This window comes from Pantoea sp. X-Soil-TKNS-1207 (assembly GCF_059730485.1).
This window is the reverse complement of the sequence record NZ_AP035958.1, coordinates 1516554-1540966: the sequence shown is the minus strand read 5'-3', so window position 1 is coordinate 1540966 and position 24413 is coordinate 1516554. Positions and strand designations below refer to the sequence as shown.

Here is a 24413-nt window from a genome sequence, read left to right as displayed (position 1 = left end):
AAACCCCGCTCAGGCGGGGTTTTTTTTATACCTGATTGTCAGTAAAGCGAGAATTATTCGCTATCCGTTTCACCCTTGCCGAGAATCGCCTGCAGATCCTGCTTCAGCGTCGACATCTGGCTGGCATACTTCTCTTTACGTTCGGCATCTTCAATCAGCTGCACGATGGTCTCAGAAAGCGTGCTATTACGGCGCTGCGCTAACCCAGCCAGACGTTGCCACACCAGATATTCCAGGTCGATAGATTTCTTCCGGGTATGCTGATGCTCAGCATTAAAATGGCGTTTACGACGTGCACGAATGGTCTGCTTCAGACGGTTTTCCAGATCCGGATGGATATGCTGAGCAATCCACTCGTTAACCTCAACCGGGCTATTTTCCATCATCAATAGCGCGTCTACCGCAACCTGGGCGGCACTCAGTTCAAGATGACGAGTGATCAGTTCACCCTCCCGATGCTTTTTCACCAGGTATTTCCACTTCCATCCACTTTCAAGATTTTCGAGTTGCTGGTATTTCATCGGAATCTCATCGTGATCACGTAACAAACTAAGAATAACAGCTTTTTTCCTGGATGCAGCAAGGAAAAACATGTTGCGGCCATCACAATTCGGGCCGGAACTCCGCAGTGCTTAACCCGGTTGATTCCTGTATAATCGCGCTTTTCCCGAATCTGACGAATGGAATATTTTGACCAGCTCTCAACTTACGTGGCAAGCCCTGCAGCCGGATAGCACCCGCTACCAATCCATTTTCTCAAACGTCTCACTGGAAGATAGCGATAGTCTAGCCGCGGTTCAGCCGCGTCTGCTGAATGCGCTGGCGCATTTGCATCATCAACAACAGGGTTTCCCACTGCTGCTATTACGCAGTCAGGAAAACAGCGACTACCTCGCCTGGGTTGCCAGCGCCGCACAACGTTTTCAGCCTGACGCTGAAGCCCTGTTTGGCGGTGATTACCTGGTGATGGGTGACAACGTCAGCCTGTTGCCGCCAACCGACAGCAACCGCCCCTTCACCAGCCAGGGCGGCGTACATTACGCCGACTGGATCGAATTCGAGCAGCTATTCGGCTGTGTCCGTCAGTATAAAGATCGTGTCCAGCCGGAACCAGGTTTGCTGCATCGCGCCAACGGCGGCACCCTGATCCTCAGCGTCAACACGCTGCTGGCGCAACCCCTGATGTGGCTGCGCCTGAAAAAATGCATCGAGCAGGGCCGTTTTGAGTGGTACTCGCAGGATGAACGCCAGCCATTGCCGGTAGCCATCCCTGCGCTGCCGTTGCAGCTGCGTCTGATCCTGTGCGGCGAACGCGATGCGCTGGCTGATTTCCAGGCGCTGGACCCGGAAGCGCATGAGATGGCGCTGTACAGCGAGTTTGAAGAGAACCTGCAGATCCTCGACGAAGATGAGATGACGGCCTGGTGCCAGTGGACGCTGACTCAGGCGCGTCAGGCAGGCTTGTCAGACCCCGAAGAAGATTTCTGGCTGCCACTGATTAATGAAGCTGTGCGCACCACCGGCGATCAGGACACGTTGCCACTGTGCCCGCGCTGGCTGCGTCGCCAGTTGCAGGAAGCGGCATTGCACGGTGACTCACTCAATGCTGAAGCGCTGAAAGATGCGCTGGAAGCGCGTCAGTGGCGTGAAAGTTTCCTCGCCGATCGCATGCGTGATGAAATTCTGCTAAACCAGATCATGATTGAGACTGAAGGCGAAGTGGTCGGTCAGATTAATGGTCTGTCGGTGATTGAATTTCCCGGCCACCCACGTCCGTGGGGCGAACCATCACGTATTACCTGCGTGGTGCACCCTGGCGATGGCGAATTCACTGACGTTGAACGCAAGGCGGAACTGGGCGGCAATATTCATGCGAAAGGCATGATGATCATGCAGGCCTACCTGATTTCTGAGCTGGAGCTGGAACAACAGCTGCCCTTCTCTGCTTCGCTGGTGTTTGAACAATCCTACTCCGAAGTCGATGGCGACAGTGCCTCGCTGGCTGAGTTGTGCGCCCTGATTAGCGCCCTGGCTAACCAGCCGCTGAATCAGCAAATCGCGGTCACCGGTTCGGTGGATCAGTTTGGCAATGTACAGCCGGTTGGCGGCCTCAATGAGAAAATTGAAGGCTTCTTCAGCATCTGTAATGAACGCGGCCTGACGGGCCAGCAGGGCGTGATTCTTCCCGCCAGTAACGTGCGTCATCTGAGTCTGAATGCGGAGGTCGTTGCGGCGGTGCAGCAGGGCCAGTTCCATATCTGGGCCATTGAGCGTGTCGACGAAGCGCTGCCGTTACTGACCGGCGTGGCATGGCAAAGCGAAAGCGGTGATTCACTGCTGCGCACCATCCAGGATCGCATCACTCAGCTGAATCAACAGGAAACGCGTCAGCGCCCGTGGCCATTACGCTGGCTTAACTGGTTTAACCACAGCTGATAGCATTGCCCGGCGTACAACTGTTCGCTAATATTCGGGCTTCACTAAAAGAAGGCTTATTGAGAACATGGTAGATAAACGCGAATCCTATAGCAAAGAAGACCTGGTTGCCTCAGGTCGCGGTGAACTGTTCGGCGAAAACGGACCGCCGCTTCCATCAGGCAATATGTTGATGATGGACCGCGTGGTCAAAATGACCGAAGACGGCGGTAAATACGACAAAGGCTTCGTGGAAGCCGAACTGGATATCCGCCCTGACCTGTGGTTCTTTGACTGCCACTTCATCGGCGACCCGGTAATGCCAGGCTGTCTGGGTCTGGACGCCATGTGGCAGCTGGTTGGCTTCTATCTGGGCTGGCTGGGTGCAGAAGGTAAAGGCCGCGCGCTGGGCGTGGGCGAAGTGAAATTTACCGGTCAGGTACTGCCGGTCGCGAAAAAAGTGACCTATAAAATTCACTTTAAACGCGTCATCAACCGCAAACTGGTGATGGGCGTGGCTGACGGCGAAGTGTTTGTTGACGGTAACCTGATTTACTCGGCAACTGACCTGAAAGTGGGTCTGTTCAAAGACACCACCGCGTTCTGATCCTCCTTTACCCTGACGTGCGTCCCTGGGAGCTTACATCAGTGAGTGACCGGGGAGAAAGTTATGACGGGTAAAACGAAAACCTCCGCATAATGCGGAGGTTTGTTCCTTATCGATAGACATCCGGCGGGCTTACGCCACCGCCGACCTGTCCTCCATGGCTTGTCGCCAACCTCCCAACCAGTGAGACCGTGCGTCGATCATTTGATACGGGCAAATCTCTTTTGAGCGTCCCGTAATGCCGGCCTGATAGCCACGTGAATGTGCTCGTTCCAGGCGGTCTCGTTTCTGTCTCTTCATACCTCGTTTCCCTCATTTCAGGTCTGGTGGAATCTGGTGGAAAGATAGAGTGGCGAATTAATGTTCAACCACTCTAACGTTCTAACGCCTTGCGACGAAAAGGTCAATGCGCAAAATTCACGCCAATGTCATAAAAATGACCTGAAACCGCCATCACAGAATGAGGTAAAGATTCAGAAAAATCGCTTATCTGGCTGATAAGCCGAAAAAAAAAGCCCCTGATTTTTTTGTCATCCATAATGACAAATCAGGGACTTAGCATAAGCTTCGAACAAATCTTAATTTGAGGCGATCGCACCATCGGCTATTTTCTGAGCGACCTGCTGCCAGCCGAGCGCCAGGGTTCGGACCAGCGCATCATAGCCATCTTCCTGCTGCGGCAGCGTCAGATTAAAGCCATGTTTGATAAGTTTTCCTTGATGTTGCAGCACCCATTCACCGCTGACGATCGCTTTACCATCATAGCGGCCCTGAAAACCGGTGACGTTGACGGTCAGCGTATCGTGCGTCTCCCCAAGGGGTGAACCCGATACCAGACGGCCTGGCAGCGCACGGCTCAGGTTGCTGACCAGCGTTTGCTGCAATTGCTGGTCGAGCGGACTGGCCCAAAGATTATTAGCGGCAATTACGTATTTCACGTCGCTGGTCTGATACACCAGGCCATTGCCCGCCAGATAATCCGGCACGCTGACCTGCTGCACCCACAGCATCGGCTGCGCGCTGCTGGCATCGCTGCTGACAGGCGCCATAGTGGCGCCCGCTGGCAGCTGATAGTAGGTGGTATCAATCTTGCTGCTGCATCCTGCCAGCAGCAGCATCGCCCCAATCATCAGCCCTTTTTTCACTGTTTCGCCCTCTTTGGCTGTGGATCCTCACCCGGTTTCGCCTCAAACACCAGCGCGTTGCTCTTGCTGTTCAGGGTCTTCAATACCGGCTGCAATTCACGCAGTACCTGATCGAGTCGCTGCATATCGCCCACCAGCTTGTTATAGGCTGGCGATCCCGGTTGCAGCCCTTTCATGCTGCGATTCAGTTCGCGCAGCGTCTGCTGCATATCGGCCGGCAGCGTCTTCATCGCCGGGCTGGCGGTAATCTGATTGAGATTGTTCAGCGTTTTCTGCAACTGCTGCAACGTCCGCTGGCTCTCTCTCAGCGTACCGGTCGCCTGGTTGATCATCGGGTTCAGAGGCAGGTTGTTGATCTTGTCGAGCGCCGCCAGCAGTTTCTGCTGAATCTGGCTCAGACCACCGCTGACCGTTGGGATCACTTCAATGCCCGCGACCTTATTCGGTCCCTGATACGCGGCGGCGTTATCGTAGAAATCCAGGTCGATATACAGTGCCCCGGAGAGCAGATTGCCGGTTTTCAGCGTGGCGCGCAGACCGCGTTTTTTACCGTCCTCTAAATGCTGCTCAAGGTTGAAATCTCCGCCAAGGCGACTGAGGAAACGATCCGGTTCAATGCGAATCAGCACCGGCACACGATAATCGTTATCCAGCGCCTGATTAACACCCGGGATCATATAGGGGACCTGCGCGACGGTGCCCAGACGGATACCGCGGAACTCCACTGGCGCACCCGCCTGCAAACCGCGAATCGAGTCAGTGAAGAACATCAGGAAATCAATATGGTTGGTGTACAGCGAATCCTGGATACTACGCTGGTCGTCAAACAGGTGATAATCCGCTTTGTTCTGCGCCGCCTGCCCCAGTTCCCAACCATCAGGAATATCGAAACTGACACCGCCACTGAACAGCGTCGTGAGCGATCCCATTTCCACCCGCATCCCGGACGAGGACATATCCACCGCGATGCCGCTGTCCTTCCAGAAGCGCACGTTGGTGGTCACCAGCCGATCATAGGGCGCGGCAATAAACAGTTGATAGGTCATCATGCGTTTATCGGTATCGAAGGTACTGGTCTCCACCGAACCGACGCGATAACCACGAAACAGCACCGGATCTCCCGGATTAAGCTGCCCGGATTTTTTACTGTCGAGCGTAATACGGATACCTTTCGCATCGGGCGGCGCCAGTGGCGGCGCGTCCAGCAGCTGATAATTTTCCGGCTGGTCACCCTTGGTACCCGGCTGCAATTCGATATAGGCACCCGACAACAAGGTACTGAGGCCCGTTACGCCCTCACGGCCGATCTGCGGTTTGACGACCCAGAAGGCGCTATCGCCGTGCAACAGTTTTTCCATGCCGGCATTGAGCCGGGCCTTGATCTCCACATGGTGCAGATCGTCGGTCAGTACCGCGCTTTCCACCACGCCGACATCCACGCTACGGCTTTTGATGGTGGTTTTGCCCGCTTCAATACCTTCGGCATTTTCGGTGATGAGGGTGACTTCCGGCCCCTGATGGCTGAAGTGATAAAACAGGATCCATCCGCCGATTAACAGCGTGACGATGGGTACAATCCAGACTGGCGACCAGCGTTTAATCTGGTCGACGTTAGCAATCCCGTGATGGTTGTCCGTCAAGACGCGGCTCCTTACGTTCGGTTTTCCGTACACGATCCCAGGTCAGACGCGGATCAAAAGCCAGCGCTGCAAACATGGTGAGAATCACCACCATGGCAAACAGCAGCGCGCCTGGCGCCGGGTAAACACTCATCAGCCGCCCCATACGCACCAGCGCAGAGAGAACGGCGATAACAAACACATCGATCATTGACCAGCGACCAACAAACTCCACCACCTCATAAATCAGATGCATCTTCTGACTGTCACGCTGCCCGCGTCCGCTGGCATCCCAGCACAGCCAGCCAATCGCCAGCATTTTCAGCGAGGGCACCATAATACTGGCGATAAAAATCACCAGCGCGACCGGCCAGGAGCCATCGCTCCACAACAAAATCACCCCGGCCATGATGTTGGAGGGATACTGCGTGCCTAAGGTCTCCGTCACCATGATCGGCATAATGTTGGACGGGATATACAGCATGATGGAGGTGACGAGCAGCGCCAGCGTCCACTGCATACTGTGACGTCGCCGCGCATGAGCGACCACCCCACAACGGCTACAGACAACGCGATCGACCGGCATGATCGCGGTACAGCATGGACAACGGCGCATCCCCTGCTGCAAACCGCTAATGCCTGCCTGTGGCGCATGGGGAAGCGCGGGCAATGGCGCAATACGCTGCCATACCCAGCGACGATCGACGCACTGAAACGCCCGCAGTTGCAGCAGGCAGAACAGACACCAGGCCCAGAAACTGCTGCCCAGCCCAATCTCCCCGTAGGCCATCAATTTGACGAAGCTAACCAGCACGCCCGCCATAAAGATTTCCGCCATCCCCCAGTTCCGCAGCTGAAACAGAATGCGCGCCAGCCATAGCTTCAACGGGTGCGGCATTTTGGCGCGGTTGACCAGCAAAATAATGGTAACCATGCAGAATGCAGGGATGCCCTGGACGAACAGCATGAACAGCGTCGCGAGGCTGCCGTAATCCTCGCGCACCATCACATTCGGGATCTCCAGCAGCGATATTTCGCTGCTCAGACCGGCGACATGCATATTGATGAAAGGGAATAAATTGGCCAGCACCAACATAAACAGGGCAGCGAGTGCATACCCGGTGGGACGTTTACGCGGTTCGTGCCAGTTGGCGGTCAATGTTGTATGACAGCGCGGGCAACGCGCCCGGCTGCCGACCGGCACTGCTGGCAGTTTTACCGTTAAATCGCACTGTGGACACAAGATCCACGACTGCGCATCATCCGCTGCACACATGCCGGTTTCCTTCAGTATTAAGCACCGTTTTTCAGCGCTTCCAGTTCTTCCCAGCGTTCAAAGGCCGTCTCCAGCTCCTGCTCGGTTTTCGCCAGAGCATCCAGCACCGGCTGCGTTTGATCATGCGGCTGGCTGAAAAAGTCCGGGTGGCTCATCTTCGCCTGCAACTCGCCAATGCGCGCTTCCAGCTGCTCCAGTTGCTGCGGCAGCTGCTCCAGCTCACGCGCCAGGTTATAGCTTAGTTTGCCCGCCGCACGTTTGGTGGCATCATTTTTCTCGGCGGGTTTTGCCGCAGCGGATGATTTCGCTGCCGGTGCCGCCTTTTGCTGTTTATAAGCGGCGCGCTGCTGCTGCGCATCATGATAACCACCAACAAAGGTACCGATTTCACCGTTGCCTTCGAAGATCCAGCATTCGGTCACGGTGTTATCGACGAACTGACGATCATGGCTAACCAGCAGCACCGTGCCCTGATAGCCATCAATCAACTCTTCCAGCAGCTCCAGCGTTTCCACATCGAGGTCGTTGGTTGGTTCATCGAGGATCATCAGGTTGCTGGGCTTGAGGAACAGACGCGCCAGCAGCAGACGGTTACGCTCACCGCCGGACAGGGCGCGCACCGGCGTCATGGCGCGTTTTGGATGGAACAGGAAGTCCTGTAAATAGCCCAGCACATGGCGCGGCTTGCCGTTCACCATCACTTCCTGCTTACCTTCCGCCAGGTTATCCATCACGGTGCGATCGGGATCGAGTTCTGCGCGGTGCTGGTCGAAATAGGCCACTTCCAGTTTAGTACCGGAATGGACGCGGCCGCTATCCGCCTTCAGCTGTTGCAGCATCAGACGCAGCAGCGTGGTTTTACCGCAGCCATTAGGACCAATCAGGGCAATCTTGTCACCGCGCTGGACCTGAGAAGAGAAATCCTTCACCAGCACTTTGCCATCCACGGCGTAATCGACGTTTTCCAGTTCAAACACAATCTTGCCGGAGCGCGACGCTTCGCCCACCTGCATATTGGCTTTGCCCATCACGTCACGACGTTCAGAACGCTCACGACGCAACGCTTTCAACGCACGCACGCGGCCTTCATTACGGGTACGACGCGCTTTGATCCCCTGACGGATCCACACCTCTTCCTGCGCCAGCTTGCGGTCGAATTCGGCGTTTTGCATCTCTTCCACGCGCAGCGCTTCCTCTTTGCCCAGCAGATACTGGTCGTAATCGCCCGGCCAGGAGACCAGCTTGCCGCGATCGAGATCGACAATGCGCGTCGCCATATTGCGGATAAAGGAACGGTCGTGCGAAATGAACACGATGCTGCCGGTGAAGGTTTTGAGGAAGGTTTCCAGCCAGTCGATGGTTTCGATATCGAGGTGGTTAGTCGGTTCATCCAGCATCAGCACGCGCGGGTTGCTGACCAGCGCGCGGCCCAGCGCCGCTTTACGCAGCCAGCCGCCGGAAAGTGACGACAGCTCGGTATCGGCCTGTAAACCAATTTTTTCCAGCACATCGTTGATGCGGCTTTCCAGCTGCCACAGGTTGTGATGGTCAAGAATGCCCTGCAAACGCGCCATCTCATTGAGATTCTTCTCGCTCGGGTCTTCCATCACCACATGGGAAATGGCGTGGTAGGCCTTCAGGTGTTCCGCCTGCTCCTCCACCCCTTCTGCGACGAAGTCATACACCGAACCGGTAATGTTGCGTGGCGGGTCCTGTTGCAGACGCGCCACCACCAGATCGGTTTCATAAATAATACGGCCGTCATCAAGAGGCTGCTCGCCGTTGATGATTTTCATCAGCGTCGATTTACCGGCACCGTTGCGCCCCACCAGACAGACGCGCTCGCCTTCTTCAATGTGCAGCTCGGTGTTATCCAACAGCGGCGCATCGCTGAATGAGAGGTAAGCGCCATGGATACTGATCAGTGACATAAAACTTATTCCTTACCGGCGTGGCTCACCAGCCAGCAGTTGTGAATGTGACGGTTGCGGGCGAAATCCTGCGACTGGGTTTTCTGGGTGATCTCCTGAGCCTGTAAGCCCAGGCGCTGTAACCCGTCGAGATCCATTTTGAAGCCACGCTTGTTGTTGGAAAACATAATGGTGCCGCCGCGACGCAGCAGACGCTTCAGGTTCTGCATCAGCATCAGATGATCGCGTTGCACGTCAAAGTCGTCTTCCATACGTTTCGAGTTAGAGAAGGTTGGCGGATCGATAAAGATCAAGTCGAACTGTTCGTCGCTGTCACGCAGCCAGTTGAGGCAGTCGGCCTGCATCAGGCGGTGCTGGCGACCCGTCAGACCATTCAGCCGTAAGTTGCGCTCGGCCCACTCAAGATAGGTGCGCGACAGATCGACGGTGGTGGTTGACTTCGCGCCGCCCAGACCGGCGTGCACGCTGGCGCTGCCGGTGTACGAGAACAGGTTGAGGAAATCTTTGCCCTGGCTCATTTTACCCAGCATCTGGCGCGCGATACGGTGGTCGAGGAACAGGCCGGTATCGAGATAATCGGTCAGATTGACGAGGAAGCGCGCGTTAAACTCCTGCACTTCAAAGAAGTCGCCCTTCTCGCCCAGCTTCTGATACTGGTTAGTGCCTTTCTGGCGTTCACGGGTTTTCAGCACCAGGCGATTGGCCGGGATCTCCAGCACGCTCAGCGTCGCGCTGATGACGTCGAACAGGCGTTGACGCGCTTTGTTGGCATCCACGGTTTTTGGCGGCGCATATTCCTGAATCACCACCCAGTCAGCGTAACGGTCCACCGCCACGTTATATTCCGGCAGGTCAGCATCGTACAGGCGATAACATTCGATATTCGACTGACGCGCCCACTTCTCCAGCTTTTTCACATTCTTGCGCAGACGGTTGGCATAATCTTCTGCAATTTGCGCGCTGCCTTCGCCACTGCTGGCGGCCAGCTGATAATTCTTCTGCACACAGTCGATCGGACCGTTTTTCGCTTTGAACTGGCGATCGGCGCGCAGCGACAGGCAGCTCAGCAGTTCCGGCGAGCCGCTAAACAGCGACAGATTCCAGCCGCCAAAGTGTTGTTTCATCAGGCGACCCAGCTGGCTGTGCAGAGCGATCAGCGCCGGTTCGCTCTCCAGACGTTCGCCATACGGCGGGTTGCTCAGCACCGTGCCGGTCACGTCCGCAGGCAGCGGGTTGTGCAGCTTCAGCACATCCTGCTGGGCAAAGGTAAAGAGGTCGGCCACGCCAGCGCGACGCGCGTTGGCCCGCGCCCACTCCAGCACACGGCTATCGTTATCGTAACCAAAGAAACGGGCGCTGGCGGCTTCGGTGCCCAGACGCGCGCGTTGCTGCGCTTCGCTACGCAGCTCCTGCCACAGCGGTTGATTATGTTTTTTCCAGCCGTTAAAGCCCCAGCGTGAACGCAGCAGGCCCGGTGCGCGATCGCAGGCGATCAACGCCGCTTCAATCAGCAGCGTACCGGAACCACACATCGGGTCGATCAGCGGCGTGTCGCTCTGCCAGCCGGAGCGCAGCACAATCGCCGCCGCCAGGTTCTCTTTCAGCGGAGCCTGGCCGGTTTGCTGGCGGTAGGCGCGCTGATGCAGGGCATCGCCGCTCAGATCGAGCGCAATGCTGACGCGATCTTTGTTCAGCCACGCGTTGATGCGAATGCCCGGCTGCTCACGATCCACATTGGGACGCGGCAGATTCTGGCGGGTAAAGCTGTCAACGATGGCATCTTTAATTCGCAACGCGCCGAACTGGCTGTTACGGATCACCTCGTTGGTGCCGCTGAAATGGATGGCGAAGGTGGTGTTGCTGTCGAAGATCTCAGTCCACGGAATGCTCTGGGCACCGACGTACAGATCGAGATCGCTCCAGACGCCGAATTCTCCCAGCGGCAGTAAAATACGTGAAGCCAGACGGCTCCACAGCAGGCTTTGGTACATTACGCGGTCGTCGGCCTCGAAGTGGACACCGCCCTGCACCACCTGCAAATCCTGCGCACCCAGCGCTTCCAGCTCAGTTTTTAACAGTTCTTCGAGCCCACGCGCCGTACTGGCAAACAGAGAATTCATATCGTCACTTTTACTCTTGCTAAAATTGTTGCGCATTATAGCGAATCAGCGTCCTATATCCTAAAGTTAGCTTCTTTTTGCTTGCAGGGAGTGGTGATGATTACGTTGTCCCGTCTGTTTATTCATCCGGTGAAATCCATGCGCGGTTTGCAGCTGTCGCACGCGCAGGTGCTGGAGAGTGGTCTGGCCTTTGATCGTATCTTTATGGTCACCGAAACCGATGGCACTTTTATCACCGCGCGTCAGTATCCGGAGATGGTGCGTTTTACCCCGGCGCTGCTGCCCGATGGTTTGTATTTGCAGGCCCCGGACGGCAGCCAGGCGCTGATTCGCTTTACCGATTTCGCCGCCGATGACGCCCCGACCGAAGTGTGGGGCAATAGCTTTACGTCACGCATTGCTCCGGCAGAGATCAACCAATGGCTAAGCGGCTTTTTTCCGCGCCCGGTGCAACTGCGCTGGACCGGCCTGCAACCGACGCGCCGGGTTAAACGGTTTGACGAGGTGCCGCTCAGTTTCGCCGATGGCTTCCCCTATTTGCTGGTCAATATGGCCTCGTTGCAGGATCTGCAACAGCGCTGCCCGGCCAGCGTCCGCGTTGAACAGTTCCGCCCCAATCTGGTGGTGAGCGGCGCGGCGGCCTGGGAGGAAGATAGCTGGAAAACGTTGAAAATCGGCGACATCCGCTTTGAAATGCCAAAACCGTGCAGCCGCTGCGTGTTCACCACTGTCGGCACCGAAAGCGGCCGGAAGCATCCGCAGGGCGAACCGCTGGCGACGCTGCAACGCTTTCGCAGTGCCCAGGATGGCAGCGGCGATATCGATTTCGGCCTGAATTTAATCGCGCTTAACAGCGGCGTGATCCGCGTGGGCGATCAGGTCACCATCGTCGAACGACAGCCTGCGCGCGCTTACGGTGCGGGTCAGGTAGTGGAGACGCTGGCTCCCACAGTCAGCAGCCACAGCAATATCACCATCGGCTATCAGGGCAGCGCTTTTACCGGCGATAATCAGCAGGTGTTGCTGGAGCAGCTGGAAATGCAGGGTTTTCGCATTCCCTACTCGTGCCGGGCTGGCATCTGTGGCAGCTGCAAAATGACGCTGGTCTCAGGCGAAGTGAAAGCGTTGAAGAAAAGCGCGGTGCGTCAGGATGGCACCATCCTGAGCTGTAGCTGTATTCCCGCCGGGGATATTGAACTGGCGTAACGCGTTAAACCGCGCGGGCGAAGGAGGAAGCGGTTTCCTGCTGGCTGGGCTGCAAACGATCGTTCATCACTTTAATGGCATCGCCCAGCACCATACCTTTGCCCGCCACCGTCAGCGCATGTTGCGCCAGCAGACACAGCGCCGCATTTTCGCCGCTCTCCACCACCAGCAACTTCGCCTGCTCGCCGCTGTCGGCCAGCGTCACCGCCACCATATCGCCAGCTGTCGGCTGCCAGCTATGGGCATGGCTGGTAAAATGCCAGCTTTTCGGCATTAACGGTTTGAGAAAACGGCTGGCGACCAATGCATTTAATACCAGCTCGGCACGTTGATCGCCTTTTAATCCACTCTGACGACAACGTTCTTCAAAGGTAAAATAAAGCGCAGCATCATCAACGCAAAAACCGCTTTCATTAAAGGCATCCGGGGTGAGCATTTTGCGTGAGAAGCGCGAGCGAAATAACATGCCATCAGCCAGATCAAGCATCATCCGGTCATGCTCTGCGTCAAAATACCAACGCCAGTTATCATCGGGTTTGATTTTCATGATGTGCCCTGTGGTTTTACGCTGCGCAAAATTGCGGTTCACAGCAAAGGAAAAATAACGCTAAGGAAAAGCTGAAAAATGCACCAGCAGGACAAAATATAAACGAGCCAGAGGGATAAATAAACCCCCTGGCGCGGGAATGTGGGAAATGTCTTAGAGATGGGTCACGATATCTTTAATTAATCCGGGGCCTTTATAAATAAATCCGGAGTATATCTGCACCAGCGAAGCGCCTGCGGCGATTTTTTCCCGCGCCGCCACCAGCGAATCAATACCACCGACACCAATAATCGGCAGACGGCCCTGTAGCTCCTGCGACAGGCGGCGGATGATTTCAGTGCTGCGCGCCTGTACCGGACGACCACTTAAACCACCAGCTTCTTCACTGTATTTCAGTCCGCTGACCAGCGTTCGATCCAGGGTGGTATTGGTGGCAATCACGCCATCAATTTCATGGCGCATTAAACTGTCGGCCACCTGGATCAATTCTTCTTCAGAAAGATCCGGCGCGATCTTCACCGCCACCGGCACATATTTAAGGTGCCGTTCCTGCAACTCTTTTTGTTTTAATTTGATCGCGGCAAGGAGATCATCCAGCGCTTCGCCATATTGCAGCGAGCGTAATCCTGGGGTGTTCGGCGACGAAATATTGATGGCAATATAACCGGCATGGGCATAGACCTTTTCCATACAGGTCAGATAATCCTCTTTACCCTGCTCCACCGGCGTATCTTTATTTTTGCCAATATTGATACCAAGGATACCTTTAAAACGCGCCTTTTTAACGTTCTCAACCAGGTGATCAACACCGAGATTATTAAAACCCATGCGGTTGATAATGCCTTCCGCTTCCACCAGACGGAACATACGCGGTTTATCATTACCTGGCTGCGGACGTGGCGTTACGGTGCCGACTTCGACAAAACCAAAGCCCATGGCGCCGAAGGCATCAATACATTCCGCATTCTTGTCGAGACCGGCAGCCAGCCCCAGGGCATTAGGAAAGGTCAGCCCCATGCAGTTAACCGGGCGCGCAGGCAGCGATTGGCGGATCAGCCCTTCCAGCGGTGTGCCGCTAATAAAACGCAGTTGTTGAAAAGTGAGTTCGTGCGCACGCTCAGGATCGAGCTTAAACAGCGCCGGCCGGATGATTGGGTATAACATGCACTCTCCTGAATAGCGGAAGCCTGGTGAAAGTCGGGGTGCACGGGAAATGTGCGCCAGAATGGTAAAGGCCTCTGGCACAAAAGTAAATTGCAGTGCGAGGAAACGCAGGCCGAATTGACCTGCGTCATCATTAGCTTGCGGCGTCTTTGAGTGGCGCAGAAGTTGACGACGGGCTGCGCAGATACTCACGCAGAATGCCGTGACGCGCCATCACCCAGAAGATCCCCACGCAGACGAGAAACTCGGCAATCACCATGGACCAGGCTGCGCCAATCGCGCCGTACTTCCACGCCAGAAAGGCGCAGACCGGGATATTGACCACCCCAGGCCCCAACATCACCAGCATACGCTGGCGCGCCAGACCATGTGGGATCAGCACCTGCAACCCCGCCGGATAGGCAATGTTGCCGAACAGGAAGCACAGAACAAACACGCGCAGCACGTCCGCAGATGCCACAAACTCTTTACCCAGCAGAATGCGCACCACGTCATCAGCAAAGAAGTAGGTAAAGACCACGATGCCAAAGCTCAGCAGGAACGAAATCAGCAAACTTTTGCGCGTCGCCGCAATCGCCGCCGCTTTATCACGCGAAAACAGGTAACTGACGCGCGGGAAGAAGGCGTTACCGATCTGCTCCGGCACCGAGTTCGCCGCCTTACGCAGGCGGTCAGCCCCGTTGTAAATCCCGATGGCATAGTGCGAGGTAAAGGCCGCCAGAATCACCACGTTGACGCTGTTAAACAGATTGGCACCGGCGATGGCGACAAACACATGCACGCTGTCCTTCAGACGCTGCATAATTTCGCTGGGTTCAAAACGGAAGCGGCCAATCACCTGCATCTTCAGCACGTATCTGAGGGTAATTAAGGCGCTGATGATCGACACCACGCCAGGGATCAGCGCCGCCAGCCAGGTATCGTCCGGGGTTTTGACCAGCAGAAACGTCAGCGGAATGGCGCAGAAGTTGCCGAAGGTGGCGATCACCGCCGTCTTGCCGAGTTTCTCGAATCCCTGCATTAGCCAGCCGAAGGAGAACAGCGACCCCAGCAGCGTGGTGCAGTTTGCCAGCACCACCCAGAACAGATAGTGCCAGGCCGGGTTCAGCCAGGTGGCAAGCAACAATGTCCCGCTGGTGGAGAGCATCAACAGAAGTTTCGCGTTAAAGGTCGACCAGAAGATCTGGGTGACGCGAACTTTGTCTTCCCGATGATGCGCAATGTCCTTGGTGGTATAAACGTTGAAGCCCCAGTCTGAGATGGTGCTGCAATACAGTACGCAGGCAATTGCCAGCGCCAGCACCCCCATTTGATTGACGCCCAGAATTCGCGCCAGATAGGGCAAGGTGACTAAAGGAAAGAGAAATGACGCTCCCCGATAGGCCAGTAAAGATAAAATATTAATCACTAAACTCTTATCGAGTGTTTTTGCCATGACGCAACAACCTTAATGCTAATACCTGTGATTACTTTCGCACTTCTCCCTGGTTCAGGCAAACAGCCGGAACGCTTTTCGGAATAACGCCGTTTTTCTTCATTTCCTTCATCACTTTGTAATTCTGCAAACGAATAAACAGCTCCGGCTGATTCAACAACAACCACTCTTTAAAATTATCCGGTTTGATCTCACGCCCAAGAAAACGAATCGCGTTGGTGACGTAATGTGGCACCGGCGTGCGGTTATACAAAGAGAGATAAATCATTAAACGGAAAGAATGTAACAAATACTCTTTTTGTAACTGATTACGCCAGCTATTTTTCTCCAGCGAGGTCATTAAATTGTGGTAAGCCTTCATAAACGCATTGTAACGTTGCAGAAAATAATCACTATTTTTGCTGTCATTGGTTAAGGAGCCAGGGCGTACGCGCTGTTGATAATATCGCTCCTGACTCACCCAGGCATGGCGACTTTTCAGAAAAGCGCCAAGACTAAAACAGTGATCTTCATGCACGCGATGTTCAAAACGTAACTGATGGTCATCAATAACCGAACGCTTCAGCACATAACTCCACGCCGCCGAGGTATATGTCCCATTACGTAATAAAGACGATAAAACGTTTTGCGCCGGCTGCAATCCTGTCAGGTCATGCTTCACTTTATGCGAGACGCGCTGCGGTTCTTCATGGTCGAAGGTCACGGAGTTAAAGCAGAACAGCTCCACCTGCGGGTGCGCCTGCACCACCTGTTGTAATTCGCTGAACAGGCCTGGCGCTACGCGGTCATCCGGATCGCAGAAGAACAGGTAATCCCCCTGAGCCAGCGCAATGCCTTTATCGCGCGCGCGTCCGGCGCCGCCGTTGGGCACCGTAATAATCTGTACCTGGGGAAAATGGGCATAGCGCTGGCGAAGCAGAGTCAGGGTGCCATCGGTTGAGCTGTCATTAACAATAATGATTTCATTGGGCACAGGTATTTGCTGCACCAGAGAATCCACACATTCAACAATATATTTTTCTACGTTATAGGTCGGGATGATAACGGACAGTAATTTCTCTGACATAAGCACTCTCTTTTTTCAGCCTGGCAAAAAGAAATACAGCGATATCTGCCGCACAAGGCAGCAAGCGCGCCCGAATAGTTAAGAACGCACAGAATGCATCAATTAAAATTTCATTTGGACTTAGCTTAATCAGAGCGCCATTTTTTTGACAGTTCCAATTTATAACTGAATCTGACAAAACGAAAAGCATTGGTTATCAGCTATGAACTATTAAATTATTATTTTTAATTTGTTGAGTTGTGGTTTAGTTATCTCCCCGCCCTTAAATCTTGCCATTTGTAATTTAAGACAAAAAACCGTAAAAAACCGCCTGGCTGAGTTTTTTCTGACTTCAATGCCCCCTGGCAGAATTGATACCGCCGGATACAATCAGACATAAATGCAACCGGCGTGACTGAGGTTGCAGGATTGTTTTTACTGGAAATTATCCTGCAAGCGTAACCGCGAATTTATTTCCTGCTGGTATGGTGCAGACATTCACTCTGCCAGGCGCAGATACACTTTTTATCCTTCCGCACATTAATGAATCGCTCTCAGGCCTGTTTCTTTCTTTAAAAGAGTGAATGATTTCTGATTTGTGACATTCGGGTTTTCGGAATAGTCGTAACTTTTCATCACTTCCTTATTATTGACCGCTTTCGGTCATTTGCAGATTCCGGCTTACCATTGCCGGATAAATCATTTAAGCCCTGCCCCCCGCTCTGTCAGGATTAAGCCATCAGTTCTCAATATCAGATAATCAATAACTTTCAGTTATAAGGAGTGACTATGCGGGTTATTACGCTGGCAGGCAGCCCACGATTCCCTTCCCGTTCCACCGCGTTGCTGAGCCTGTGCCAGCACGCGCTGGAAGCACGCGGCGTCGAAGTGATCCCCTGGAATATTCACAACTTTCAACCCGAAGATCTGCTCTACGCGCGTTTTGACTCCCCGGCATTGCAGGCGCTGAAAGAGGATCTGGTCAGCGCCGATGGGCTGATCGTTGCCACCCCGATTTATAAAGCGTCATTTTCGGGTGCGTTGAAAACCCTGCTGGATCTACTGCCGGAGCGCGCGCTTGAACACAAAGTGGTATTGCCGCTGGCGAGCGGCGGCAGCGTGGCGCATATGCTGGCGGTGGATTATGCATTGAAACCGGTCCTAAATGCGCTCAAAGCGCAGGAGGTTCTGCACGGTGTCTTTGCAGATGACAGCCAGATTCGCCACTACGACCGCCAGCCGGAGCTGGATCAGCTGCTGGCCTCGCGAATTGATGAAGCGCTGGATACCTTCTGGCATGCGCTGCACCGCCGCCATCAACCTTACGCTCAAGCCGTATAAAGGAAAGAAGTATGAAAAGGACGTTATCGCGTTGGCTGCTGGTTAGCCTTGCTGCCCTGTTTACCCTGAACCTGAGCGCGCATGCCGCTGATGCGCCTGCGCAGTTTCGCATCGGCTATCAGAAAGGCTCGGTCAGCATGGTGCTGGCGAAGTCGCATCAGATGCTGGAGCAGCGCTTCCCGCACACGCATATTCAATGGATTGAGTTTCCTGCCGGTCCGCAAATGCTGGAGGCGCTGAATGTCGGCAGTATCGACCTCGGCAGCACTGGCGATATCCCGCCGATTTTTGCTCAGGCCGCTGGCGCGGATCTGCTGTATGTCGGCGCAGAACCGCCCAAGCCGCAGGCGGAAGTGATTCTGGTGCCGAAAGACAGCCCGATTCACAGCGTGGCGGAACTGAAAGGCCATAAAGTGGCGTTCCAGAAAGGCTCCAGCTCGCACAATCTGCTGCTGCGTGCGCTGGCGCAGGCTGGCCTGAGTTTTAACGATATTCAACCCACCTATCTGACCCCGGCCGATGCCCGTGCCGCTTTCCAGCAGGGGGATGTCGATGCCTGGGCGATTTGGGACCCTTACTATTCTGCCGCGCTGTTGCAGGGCAATGTGCGCGTGCTGGCGGATGGCAGCAAGCTGAACCAGACCGGTTCGTTCTATCTGGCCACCCGCAAATTTACCGAAGCCAATGGCGATTTTGTCCAGCAGGTGCTGAAGACCTTCAGCGATGCCGATGTGCTGACCCGTAGCCAGCGCGATCAAAGCATTGACCTGCTGGCGCAGGCGATGGGCCTGCCGAAGCCGGTGATTACCAGCTATCTGGACCATCGTCCACCCTCCCCGATTACGCCGGTCAGCGCCCATACTGCGCAGGCCCAACAGCAAACCGCCGATCTGTTTTATGCCAACCATCTGATGCCGGTGAAGGTGAATATCACCGACCGCATCTGGCAACCACAGTCCGCCCAGCATTAAGGAGTGAATAATGAGCCTGAACGTATTCTGGTTTCTCCCGACCCATGGCGATGGTCACTATCTCGGTACAGCCGAAGGCGCACGTCCGGTTGACCATGCTTATCTGCAACAGGTTGCTCAGGCGGCTGATCGCCTCGGTTTTGGCGGCGTGCTGATCCCCACCGGTCGCTCCTGTGAAGATGCCTGGCTGGTAGCGGCCTCACTGATCCCGGTTACCCAGCGTCTGCGTTTTCTGGTGGCGTTGCGCCCAGGCGTGATTTCTCCGACTCAGGCGGCGCGTCAGGCGGCCACCCTCGATCGTCTGTCGAACGGTCGTGCGCTGTTTAACCTGGTTACCGGCGGCGATCCTGAGGAACTGGCGGGCGATGGCGTGTTTCTCGATCACCGCGAACGCTACGCCGAATCCGCCGAGTTTACCCGTGTCTGGCGGCGCGTGCTGGAAGGCGAAACCGTCGATTACGAAGGCAAACACGTTAAGGTGCGCGGCGCTCGCCTGATGTTTAAGCCGGTGCAGCAACCGCGTCCGCCGCTGTGGTTTGGCGGCTCCTCGGATGCCGCTCAGGATCTGGCGGCAGAACAGGTTGATGTCTATCTCACCTGGGGAGAGCCACCGGCGCAGGTCAAAGAAAAAATTGCCCAGGTACGCGCCAAAGCGGAAGCCCAGGGACGCAAAGTCCGTTTCGGCATTCGTCTGCATGTGATTGTGCGCGAAACCAATGAAGAGGCGTGGCGCGCCGCCGATCGGCTGATCGCCCATCTGGATGATGCCACCATCGCCAAAGCGCAGGCGGCGTTAGCGCGTACCGACTCCGTGGGCCAGCAACGTATGGCGGCGCTGCACGGCGGCCGTCGTGACAAGCTGGAGATCAGCCCGAACCTGTGGGCTGGTGTGGGTCTGGTGCGCGGCGGAGCCGGTACCGCGCTGGTTGGCGATGGCCCGACGGTCGCCGCACGGATGCAGGAGTATGCCGACCTCGGAATCGAAACCTTTATTCTTTCCGGCTACCCCCACCTGGAAGAGGCCTATCGCGTTGGTGAGTTGTTGTTCCCGCATCTCGACCTGGCGATCCCGCAGATTCCGCAGCCGCGCGTCGTTCAGGCCCATGGTGAAGCCGTCGCCCATGACTTCACGCCGCAGAAAGTGTCCCAGAGCTGAGGAAACGCATCATGTTAAAGAAACAGCTGAACAACCTGCTGCTGCCATGGCTGCTACCGGTGCTGCTGGTGGTGGTGTGGCAGCTGGCCTCGCAAGTCGGGCTGCTGTCGACACGCATTCTGCCCTCGCCGGAAAATATCCTCATCACCTTCTGGCATCTCACCGTCAGCGGCGAACTGTGGCAGAACCTCGCCATCAGCAGCTGGCGTGCGGCAATTGGCTTCAGTATCGGCGGCGCGATTGGCCTGGTGCTGGGGCTGATCACCGGCACCTCGCGCCTCGGCGAGCGTCTGCTCGATACCTCAGTGCAGATGCTGCGTAACGTGCCGCATCTGGCGCTGATCCCGCTGGTGATCCTGTGGTTTGGTATTGATGAATCGGCGAAAATTTTCCTCGTTGCCCTCGGCACCCTGTTTCCGATCTACCTCAATACCTACCACGGCATCCGCAATATCGATCGCGGCCTGGTGGAGATGGCGCGCAGCTATGGCCTTTCCGGCTGGAGCCTGTTTATCCAGGTGATTCTGCCCGGCGCCCTGCCGTCAATTATGGTGGGGGTGCGTTTTGCCCTCGGCCTGATGTGGCTGACGCTGATTGTCGCCGAAACCATTTCCGCCAACTCCGGCATTGGCTATCTGGCGATGAACGCGCGTGAGTTCCTGCAAACCGATGTGGTGGTGGTCGCCATCATTCTTTATGCCCTGCTCGGCAAACTGGCCGATGTGGCGGCGCAACTGCTGGAGCGCGTCTGGCTGCGCTGGCATCCGGCTTATCAACTGAAGGAGGAGAACGCATGAGCACTGCAACCCTCACCCCGGCGCGTCTCAATAGCGGCACACCGGTGGGCGTTAACGGCGTCAGTAAGCAGTATGGCGACCGTACCATCCTGAATAATATCGACCTGCATATCCCGGCCGGGCAATTTGTCGCGGTGGTGGGACGCAGCGGCTGCGGCAAAAGTACCCTGCTGCGTCTGCTGGCCGGTCTGGAATCCACCACGCGCGGTGAGTTGCTGGCGGGTAACGCTCCGCTGGCGGAGGCGCGCGAAGATACCCGTCTGATGTTCCAGGATGCGCGCCTGCTGCCGTGGAAGAAGGTGATTGATAACGTTGGCCTGGGGCTGAAAGGTCGCGCCTGGCGCGAAAACGCGCTGGAAGCGCTGGCAGCCGTGGGGCTGGCGGAACGCGCCAATGAATGGCCTGCCGCACTTTCCGGCGGACAGAAGCAGCGTGTGGCGCTGGCGCGCGCGCTGATCCACCGTCCGGGCTTGCTGTTGCTGGATGAACCGCTCGGCGCGCTGGATGCGCTGACGCGTATTGAGATGCAGGGATTGATTGAATCGCTGTGGCAGCAACATCACTTTACCGTGCTGCTGGTAACCCATGATGTCAGTGAGGCGGTGGCGATGGCCGACCGGGTGTTGCTGATTGAAGAGGGACAAATCGGACTGGATTTAACGGTGGATTTACCGCGCCCGCGTCGCCGTGGTTCTGTCCGACTGGCGGAACTGGAAGCCGAAGTGCTGGACCGGGTGATGAAACGCGGCACCAGCGAGCAGCCGCTGCGGTTTGTGCAGCAGCGTTAAGCAGAACCGGGTCGGCATCCATGCCGCCCTACGACGGTCTTTCTCCAGCAGGGTCGCCATTTATGGCGACCCGGTTGTACAGATTAATTACGCATTCAACGCTTTAGTGATCTTCTCGTACAGATCGCCGGATAGCTTATCCAGCCCTTTCAACGTCTCCAGCGCCTGACGCATCAATGCCTGTCGGCCTGCATCATAACGTTTCAGACGAATCAGCGGCTCGATCATACGCGCGGCAACCTGTGGGTTACGGGTGTTGAGATCGGTCAGCATCTCCACCAGGAACTGATAGCCGCTGCCATCTTTGGCGTGGAACGCCGACGGATTAGCAGAAGCAAAGGCACCAATCAGGGAGCGGATGCGGTTCGGGTTGCCCATGGTGAAGGAGCGATGATGCAGCAGTTCGCGCACTTTGGTCAGTACATCGGCTGCCGGGCTGGTGGCCTGCAACACAAACCATTTATCCATCACCAGACCATCCTGATGCCAGCGCTCGTCATACGCCGCCAGCAACGCATCGCGGCATGGCAGCTGAGCCGCAACCGCCGCCGCCAGTGCAGCCAGCGCATCGGTCATATTGGTGGCGTGCTGATATTGCGCCTGCACCAGTTTGTCGGCCTGTGCCGCATCGGCAAACGCCAGATAGCCCAGGCACACGTTCTTCAGCGTACGCTTGCCAATTTCCCCATGTTCAACCTGGTAAACGCTGCTCTGATTAGCCAGATACACCGCGAGGAACTCATCGCTCAGCTCTTTCGCCAGCGTACGCACCAGCGCTGCACGCACCTCCGCAATCGCCTGCGGATCAATCACCTCAAACAGCTCGGCGATTTCGTTCTCTGAAGGCAGCGACAGAATCAGCGCCATCAGCGCCGGATCGCCCTGCTCATCCAGCAGCACCGCACGGAAGGCATCGGCGACATGCAGCGGCAGCGACAGCGGCTGCCCCTGCTGATGACGTGCCACGTTCAGGCGGATATAGGTTGCCAGCAGGCTTTGCGCCGCATCCCAGCGGGAAAAATCGTTGCGCGCGTGACGCATCAGGAAGGTCAGCTGTGCGTCGCTCCATTTATAGTCGAGCTTCACCGGCGCAGAGAATTCACGCAGCAGTGACGGCACCGGCTGGAAATAGACGTTATCAAACACAAAGCTCTGGAACTCTTCGGTCACGTTCAATACGTGGTGCACCGGGTGACCGTTATGTTGCAGCGGGATCACCTTGCCTTCGCCATCGTACAGCTCGATATCCAGCGGAATATGCAGCGGCAGCTTCTCTTTCTGCTCGGCGGTGGCCGGGGTGCGCTGGGTGACGTGCAGCGTATATTGTTCCAGCTCCGGGTTGTAATCATCACGCACCGTCAGCACCGGCGTGCCGGACTGGCTGTACCAGCGACGGAACTGCGACAGATCGACGTTGGAGGCATCTTCCATCGCCTGGACAAAATCGTCACAGGTCGCGGCGCTGCCGTCGTGGCGCTCAAAATAGAGCTGCATCCCCTTCTGGAAATTCTCTTCGCCCAGCAGCGTATGCATCATACGAATCACTTCTGAACCCTTTTCATACACCGTCAGGGTGTAGAAGTTGTTCATCTCAATCACCTGATCGGGACGGATCGGATGCGCCATTGGGCTGGCATCCTCGGCGAACTGCGCCCCCCGCATGATGCGCACGTTATCGATGCGATTCACCGCGCGGGAACCGAGATCCGAGCTGAACTCCTGATCGCGGAACACCGTCAGACCCTCTTTCAGGCTGAGCTGGAACCAGTCGCGGCAGGTGACGCGGTTGCCGGTCCAGTTGTGGAAATATTCGTGACCAATCACCGCCTCAATACCGAGGTAATCTTTGTCGGTGGCGGTTTCCGCTTTCGCCAGCACGTATTTGGAGTTAAAGACGTTGAGGCCTTTGTTCTCCATCGCGCCCATATTGAAGAAATCCACCGCAACGATCATAAAGATGTCGAGGTCATATTCGAGGCCGAAGCGCTCCTCATCCCACTTCATGCTGTTTTTCAGCGAGGTCATCGCCCAGTCAGCACGGTCAAGGTTGCCGCGATCGACGAAGATCTCCAGCGCCACGTCGCGCCCGGAACGGGTGGTAAAGCTGTCGCGCAGCACATCAAAATCACCGGCCACCAGCGCAAACAGGTAGCAGGGTTTCGGGAACGGGTCCTGCCATTTCACCCAGTGACGGCCATCTTCATGGCGACCACTCTCCAGCTTGTTACCGTTGGAGAGCAGGAACGGATAGCGTGCGGCGTCGGCAATAATGGTGGTGGTGAAGCGCGCCAGCACGTCGGGACGATCCAGATACCAGGTAATATGACGGAAACCTTCCGCCTCACACTGGGTGCAGAGCGCATCGCCCGATTTGTACAGGCCTTCCAGCGCGGTGTTTTTATCCGGGTGGATGTCATTAATGATGGTCAGGGTAAAGTTTTCCGGCAGCTGGCTCAGCACCAGAGCGCCCTCTTCTTCGCGATAGTGCGACCAGGCGTTGCCATCCACCGCCAGCGATACCAGCGTGAGATCTTCCCCATCCAGACGCAGCTCCGCCTGGCTATCCCCTAAACGCTTCACCTGGCTGACCGCAGTGACGCGCGTAGTGGCTGCATCAAGGTCAAACGTCAAATCGATATCGGTGATGGTGAAATCCGGCGCACGGTAGTCGTGACGATATTTAATTTGCGGCTGTTGCGTCATAAGTCCTTCTCACATCGTTAAATCGTTAAAATGTTTACCCGTCAAAGTCTAAGCGTGTTGCGCCTCACTTGCCACGCACAATGCGTGCCTTAGCAGAAAATGCTACAATTCATTAACAATGGCACAAATGACCCTCGACCTGCCCCC

At 55.9% G+C, this 24413-nt stretch carries 19 protein-coding genes and 1 pseudogene; 8 read left to right on the top strand and 12 right to left on the bottom strand.

Annotated elements, in window-relative coordinates; genetic code table 11:
- Positions 1-53: 53 nt before the first annotated feature.
- Positions 54-521, bottom strand: a complete 468-nt coding sequence (matP, locus tag AC6I8V_RS07040; RefSeq protein ID WP_497845172.1) for a macrodomain Ter protein MatP — start codon at positions 519-521, stop codon at positions 54-56.
- 53 nt (positions 522-574) lie between these two features.
- Between matP and AC6I8V_RS07035 the strand changes: the two are divergent.
- Positions 575-2436, top strand: a pseudogene (locus AC6I8V_RS07035) (AAA family ATPase).
- 67 nt (positions 2437-2503) lie between these two features.
- The gene (gene fabA / locus AC6I8V_RS07030; protein WP_497845171.1) at positions 2504-3022 is read left to right on the top strand and encodes a bifunctional 3-hydroxydecanoyl-ACP dehydratase/trans-2-decenoyl-ACP isomerase; all 519 of its coding nucleotides are present in this window, start codon (positions 2504-2506) and stop codon (positions 3020-3022) included.
- A gap of 132 nt (positions 3023-3154) precedes the next feature.
- On the opposite strand, the gene rmf is transcribed toward fabA, so the two are convergent.
- The 6 genes from rmf to rlmKL all read right to left on the bottom strand — a co-directional run bounded on the left by rmf (position 3155) and on the right by rlmKL (position 11113).
- Positions 3155-3322, bottom strand: coding sequence for a ribosome modulation factor (rmf, locus tag AC6I8V_RS07025; RefSeq protein ID WP_013508548.1), 168 nt, complete (start codon positions 3320-3322; stop codon positions 3155-3157).
- Between the two features lie 278 nt (positions 3323-3600).
- Entirely contained in the window at positions 3601-4167 is a 567-nt protein-coding gene (gene pqiC / locus AC6I8V_RS07020) for a membrane integrity-associated transporter subunit PqiC (RefSeq protein WP_497845170.1), read from the bottom strand.
- Positions 4164-5807, bottom strand: coding sequence for an intermembrane transport protein PqiB (gene pqiB / locus AC6I8V_RS07015; RefSeq protein WP_497845169.1), 1644 nt, complete (start codon positions 5805-5807; stop codon positions 4164-4166). The genes pqiC and pqiB overlap by 4 nt, the downstream gene beginning before the upstream one ends.
- Positions 5779-7062, bottom strand: coding sequence for a membrane integrity-associated transporter subunit PqiA (gene pqiA, locus AC6I8V_RS07010; protein WP_497845168.1), 1284 nt, complete (start codon positions 7060-7062; stop codon positions 5779-5781). Before pqiA ends, pqiB begins: the two co-directional genes overlap by 29 nt.
- 17 nt (positions 7063-7079) lie before the next feature.
- Entirely contained in the window at positions 7080-8993 is a 1914-nt protein-coding gene (locus tag AC6I8V_RS07005; RefSeq protein ID WP_497845167.1) for an ABC transporter ATP-binding protein, read from the bottom strand.
- A 5-nt stretch (positions 8994-8998) separates the two neighbouring features.
- Complete coding sequence (gene rlmKL / locus AC6I8V_RS07000) at positions 8999-11113, bottom strand: bifunctional 23S rRNA (guanine(2069)-N(7))-methyltransferase RlmK/23S rRNA (guanine(2445)-N(2))-methyltransferase RlmL (RefSeq protein ID WP_497845166.1); 2115 nt, start codon at positions 11111-11113, stop codon at positions 8999-9001.
- 96 nt (positions 11114-11209) lie between these two features.
- On the opposite strand from rlmKL, the gene AC6I8V_RS06995 reads away from it, so the two are divergent.
- Complete coding sequence (locus AC6I8V_RS06995; RefSeq protein ID WP_497845165.1) at positions 11210-12319, top strand: YcbX family protein; 1110 nt, start codon at positions 11210-11212, stop codon at positions 12317-12319.
- A gap of 4 nt (positions 12320-12323) precedes the next feature.
- On the opposite strand, the gene AC6I8V_RS06990 is transcribed toward AC6I8V_RS06995, so the two are convergent.
- The 4 genes from AC6I8V_RS06990 to AC6I8V_RS06975 all read right to left on the bottom strand — a co-directional run bounded on the left by AC6I8V_RS06990 (position 12324) and on the right by AC6I8V_RS06975 (position 16531).
- The gene (locus AC6I8V_RS06990) at positions 12324-12866 is read right to left on the bottom strand and encodes a cell division protein ZapC (protein ID WP_497845164.1); all 543 of its coding nucleotides are present in this window, start codon (positions 12864-12866) and stop codon (positions 12324-12326) included.
- Positions 12867-13019: 153 nt separating this feature from the next.
- The gene (gene pyrD, locus AC6I8V_RS06985) at positions 13020-14030 is read right to left on the bottom strand and encodes a quinone-dependent dihydroorotate dehydrogenase (RefSeq protein WP_497845163.1); all 1011 of its coding nucleotides are present in this window, start codon (positions 14028-14030) and stop codon (positions 13020-13022) included.
- A 133-nt stretch (positions 14031-14163) separates the two neighbouring features.
- Entirely contained in the window at positions 14164-15465 is a 1302-nt protein-coding gene (locus tag AC6I8V_RS06980) for a flippase (RefSeq protein ID WP_497845162.1), read from the bottom strand.
- A 31-nt stretch (positions 15466-15496) separates the two neighbouring features.
- Positions 15497-16531, bottom strand: a complete 1035-nt coding sequence (locus tag AC6I8V_RS06975; protein ID WP_497845161.1) for a glycosyltransferase family 2 protein — start codon at positions 16529-16531, stop codon at positions 15497-15499.
- Between the two features lie 768 nt (positions 16532-17299).
- Here AC6I8V_RS06975 and ssuE point away from each other — a divergent pair.
- The 5 genes from ssuE to ssuB are packed head-to-tail and all read left to right on the top strand — an operon-like array spanning position 17300 to position 21563.
- A complete protein-coding gene (ssuE, locus tag AC6I8V_RS06970; protein ID WP_497845160.1) occupies positions 17300-17851 on the top strand; it encodes an NADPH-dependent FMN reductase in 552 nt (183 codons plus the stop codon).
- 11 nt (positions 17852-17862) lie between these two features.
- Positions 17863-18822 (top strand): sulfonate ABC transporter substrate-binding protein, encoded by a 960-nt coding sequence (locus AC6I8V_RS06965; RefSeq protein ID WP_497845159.1) that lies wholly within the window; start codon positions 17863-17865, stop codon positions 18820-18822.
- Positions 18823-18832: 10 nt separating this feature from the next.
- Positions 18833-19978, top strand: a complete 1146-nt coding sequence (gene ssuD / locus AC6I8V_RS06960) for an FMNH2-dependent alkanesulfonate monooxygenase (protein WP_497845158.1) — start codon at positions 18833-18835, stop codon at positions 19976-19978.
- A gap of 11 nt (positions 19979-19989) precedes the next feature.
- Positions 19990-20775 carry an aliphatic sulfonate ABC transporter permease SsuC gene (gene ssuC, locus AC6I8V_RS06955; RefSeq protein WP_497845157.1) on the top strand — a complete coding sequence of 262 codons (786 nt, stop codon included), beginning with the start codon at positions 19990-19992 and terminating at the stop codon, positions 20773-20775.
- Positions 20772-21563, top strand: coding sequence for an aliphatic sulfonates ABC transporter ATP-binding protein (gene ssuB, locus AC6I8V_RS06950; RefSeq protein ID WP_497845156.1), 792 nt, complete (start codon positions 20772-20774; stop codon positions 21561-21563). The genes ssuC and ssuB overlap by 4 nt, the downstream gene beginning before the upstream one ends.
- Positions 21564-21650: 87 nt before the next feature.
- Here ssuB and pepN read toward each other — a convergent pair whose 3' ends face one another.
- The gene (pepN, locus tag AC6I8V_RS06945; RefSeq protein WP_497845155.1) at positions 21651-24266 is read right to left on the bottom strand and encodes an aminopeptidase N; all 2616 of its coding nucleotides are present in this window, start codon (positions 24264-24266) and stop codon (positions 21651-21653) included.
- Between the last annotated feature and the right edge of the window lie 147 nt (positions 24267-24413).

Coding starts and splice junctions, on each gene's coding strand:
- AC6I8V_RS06965 (WP_497845159.1), top strand. CDS start 17,863: ATGAAAAGGACGTTATCGCGTTGGCTGCTGGTTAGCCTTGCTGCCCTG.
- pqiA (WP_497845168.1), bottom strand. CDS start 7,062: ATGTGTGCAGCGGATGATGCGCAGTCGTGGATCTTGTGTCCACAGTGC.
- ssuE (WP_497845160.1), top strand. CDS start 17,300: ATGCGGGTTATTACGCTGGCAGGCAGCCCACGATTCCCTTCCCGTTCC.
- rmf (WP_013508548.1), bottom strand. CDS start 3,322: ATGAAGAGACAGAAACGAGACCGCCTGGAACGAGCACATTCACGTGGC.
- matP (WP_497845172.1), bottom strand. CDS start 521: ATGAAATACCAGCAACTCGAAAATCTTGAAAGTGGATGGAAGTGGAAA.
- AC6I8V_RS06995 (WP_497845165.1), top strand. CDS start 11,210: ATGATTACGTTGTCCCGTCTGTTTATTCATCCGGTGAAATCCATGCGC.
- pyrD (WP_497845163.1), bottom strand. CDS start 14,030: ATGTTATACCCAATCATCCGGCCGGCGCTGTTTAAGCTCGATCCTGAG.
- ssuB (WP_497845156.1), top strand. CDS start 20,772: ATGAGCACTGCAACCCTCACCCCGGCGCGTCTCAATAGCGGCACACCG.
- rlmKL (WP_497845166.1), bottom strand. CDS start 11,113: ATGAATTCTCTGTTTGCCAGTACGGCGCGTGGGCTCGAAGAACTGTTA.
- ssuC (WP_497845157.1), top strand. CDS start 19,990: ATGTTAAAGAAACAGCTGAACAACCTGCTGCTGCCATGGCTGCTACCG.
- fabA (WP_497845171.1), top strand. CDS start 2,504: ATGGTAGATAAACGCGAATCCTATAGCAAAGAAGACCTGGTTGCCTCA.
- pepN (WP_497845155.1), bottom strand. CDS start 24,266: ATGACGCAACAGCCGCAAATTAAATATCGTCACGACTACCGTGCGCCG.
- AC6I8V_RS06975 (WP_497845161.1), bottom strand. CDS start 16,531: ATGTCAGAGAAATTACTGTCCGTTATCATCCCGACCTATAACGTAGAA.
- AC6I8V_RS07005 (WP_497845167.1), bottom strand. CDS start 8,993: ATGTCACTGATCAGTATCCATGGCGCTTACCTCTCATTCAGCGATGCG.
- ssuD (WP_497845158.1), top strand. CDS start 18,833: ATGAGCCTGAACGTATTCTGGTTTCTCCCGACCCATGGCGATGGTCAC.
- AC6I8V_RS06990 (WP_497845164.1), bottom strand. CDS start 12,866: ATGAAAATCAAACCCGATGATAACTGGCGTTGGTATTTTGACGCAGAG.
- AC6I8V_RS06980 (WP_497845162.1), bottom strand. CDS start 15,465: ATGGCAAAAACACTCGATAAGAGTTTAGTGATTAATATTTTATCTTTA.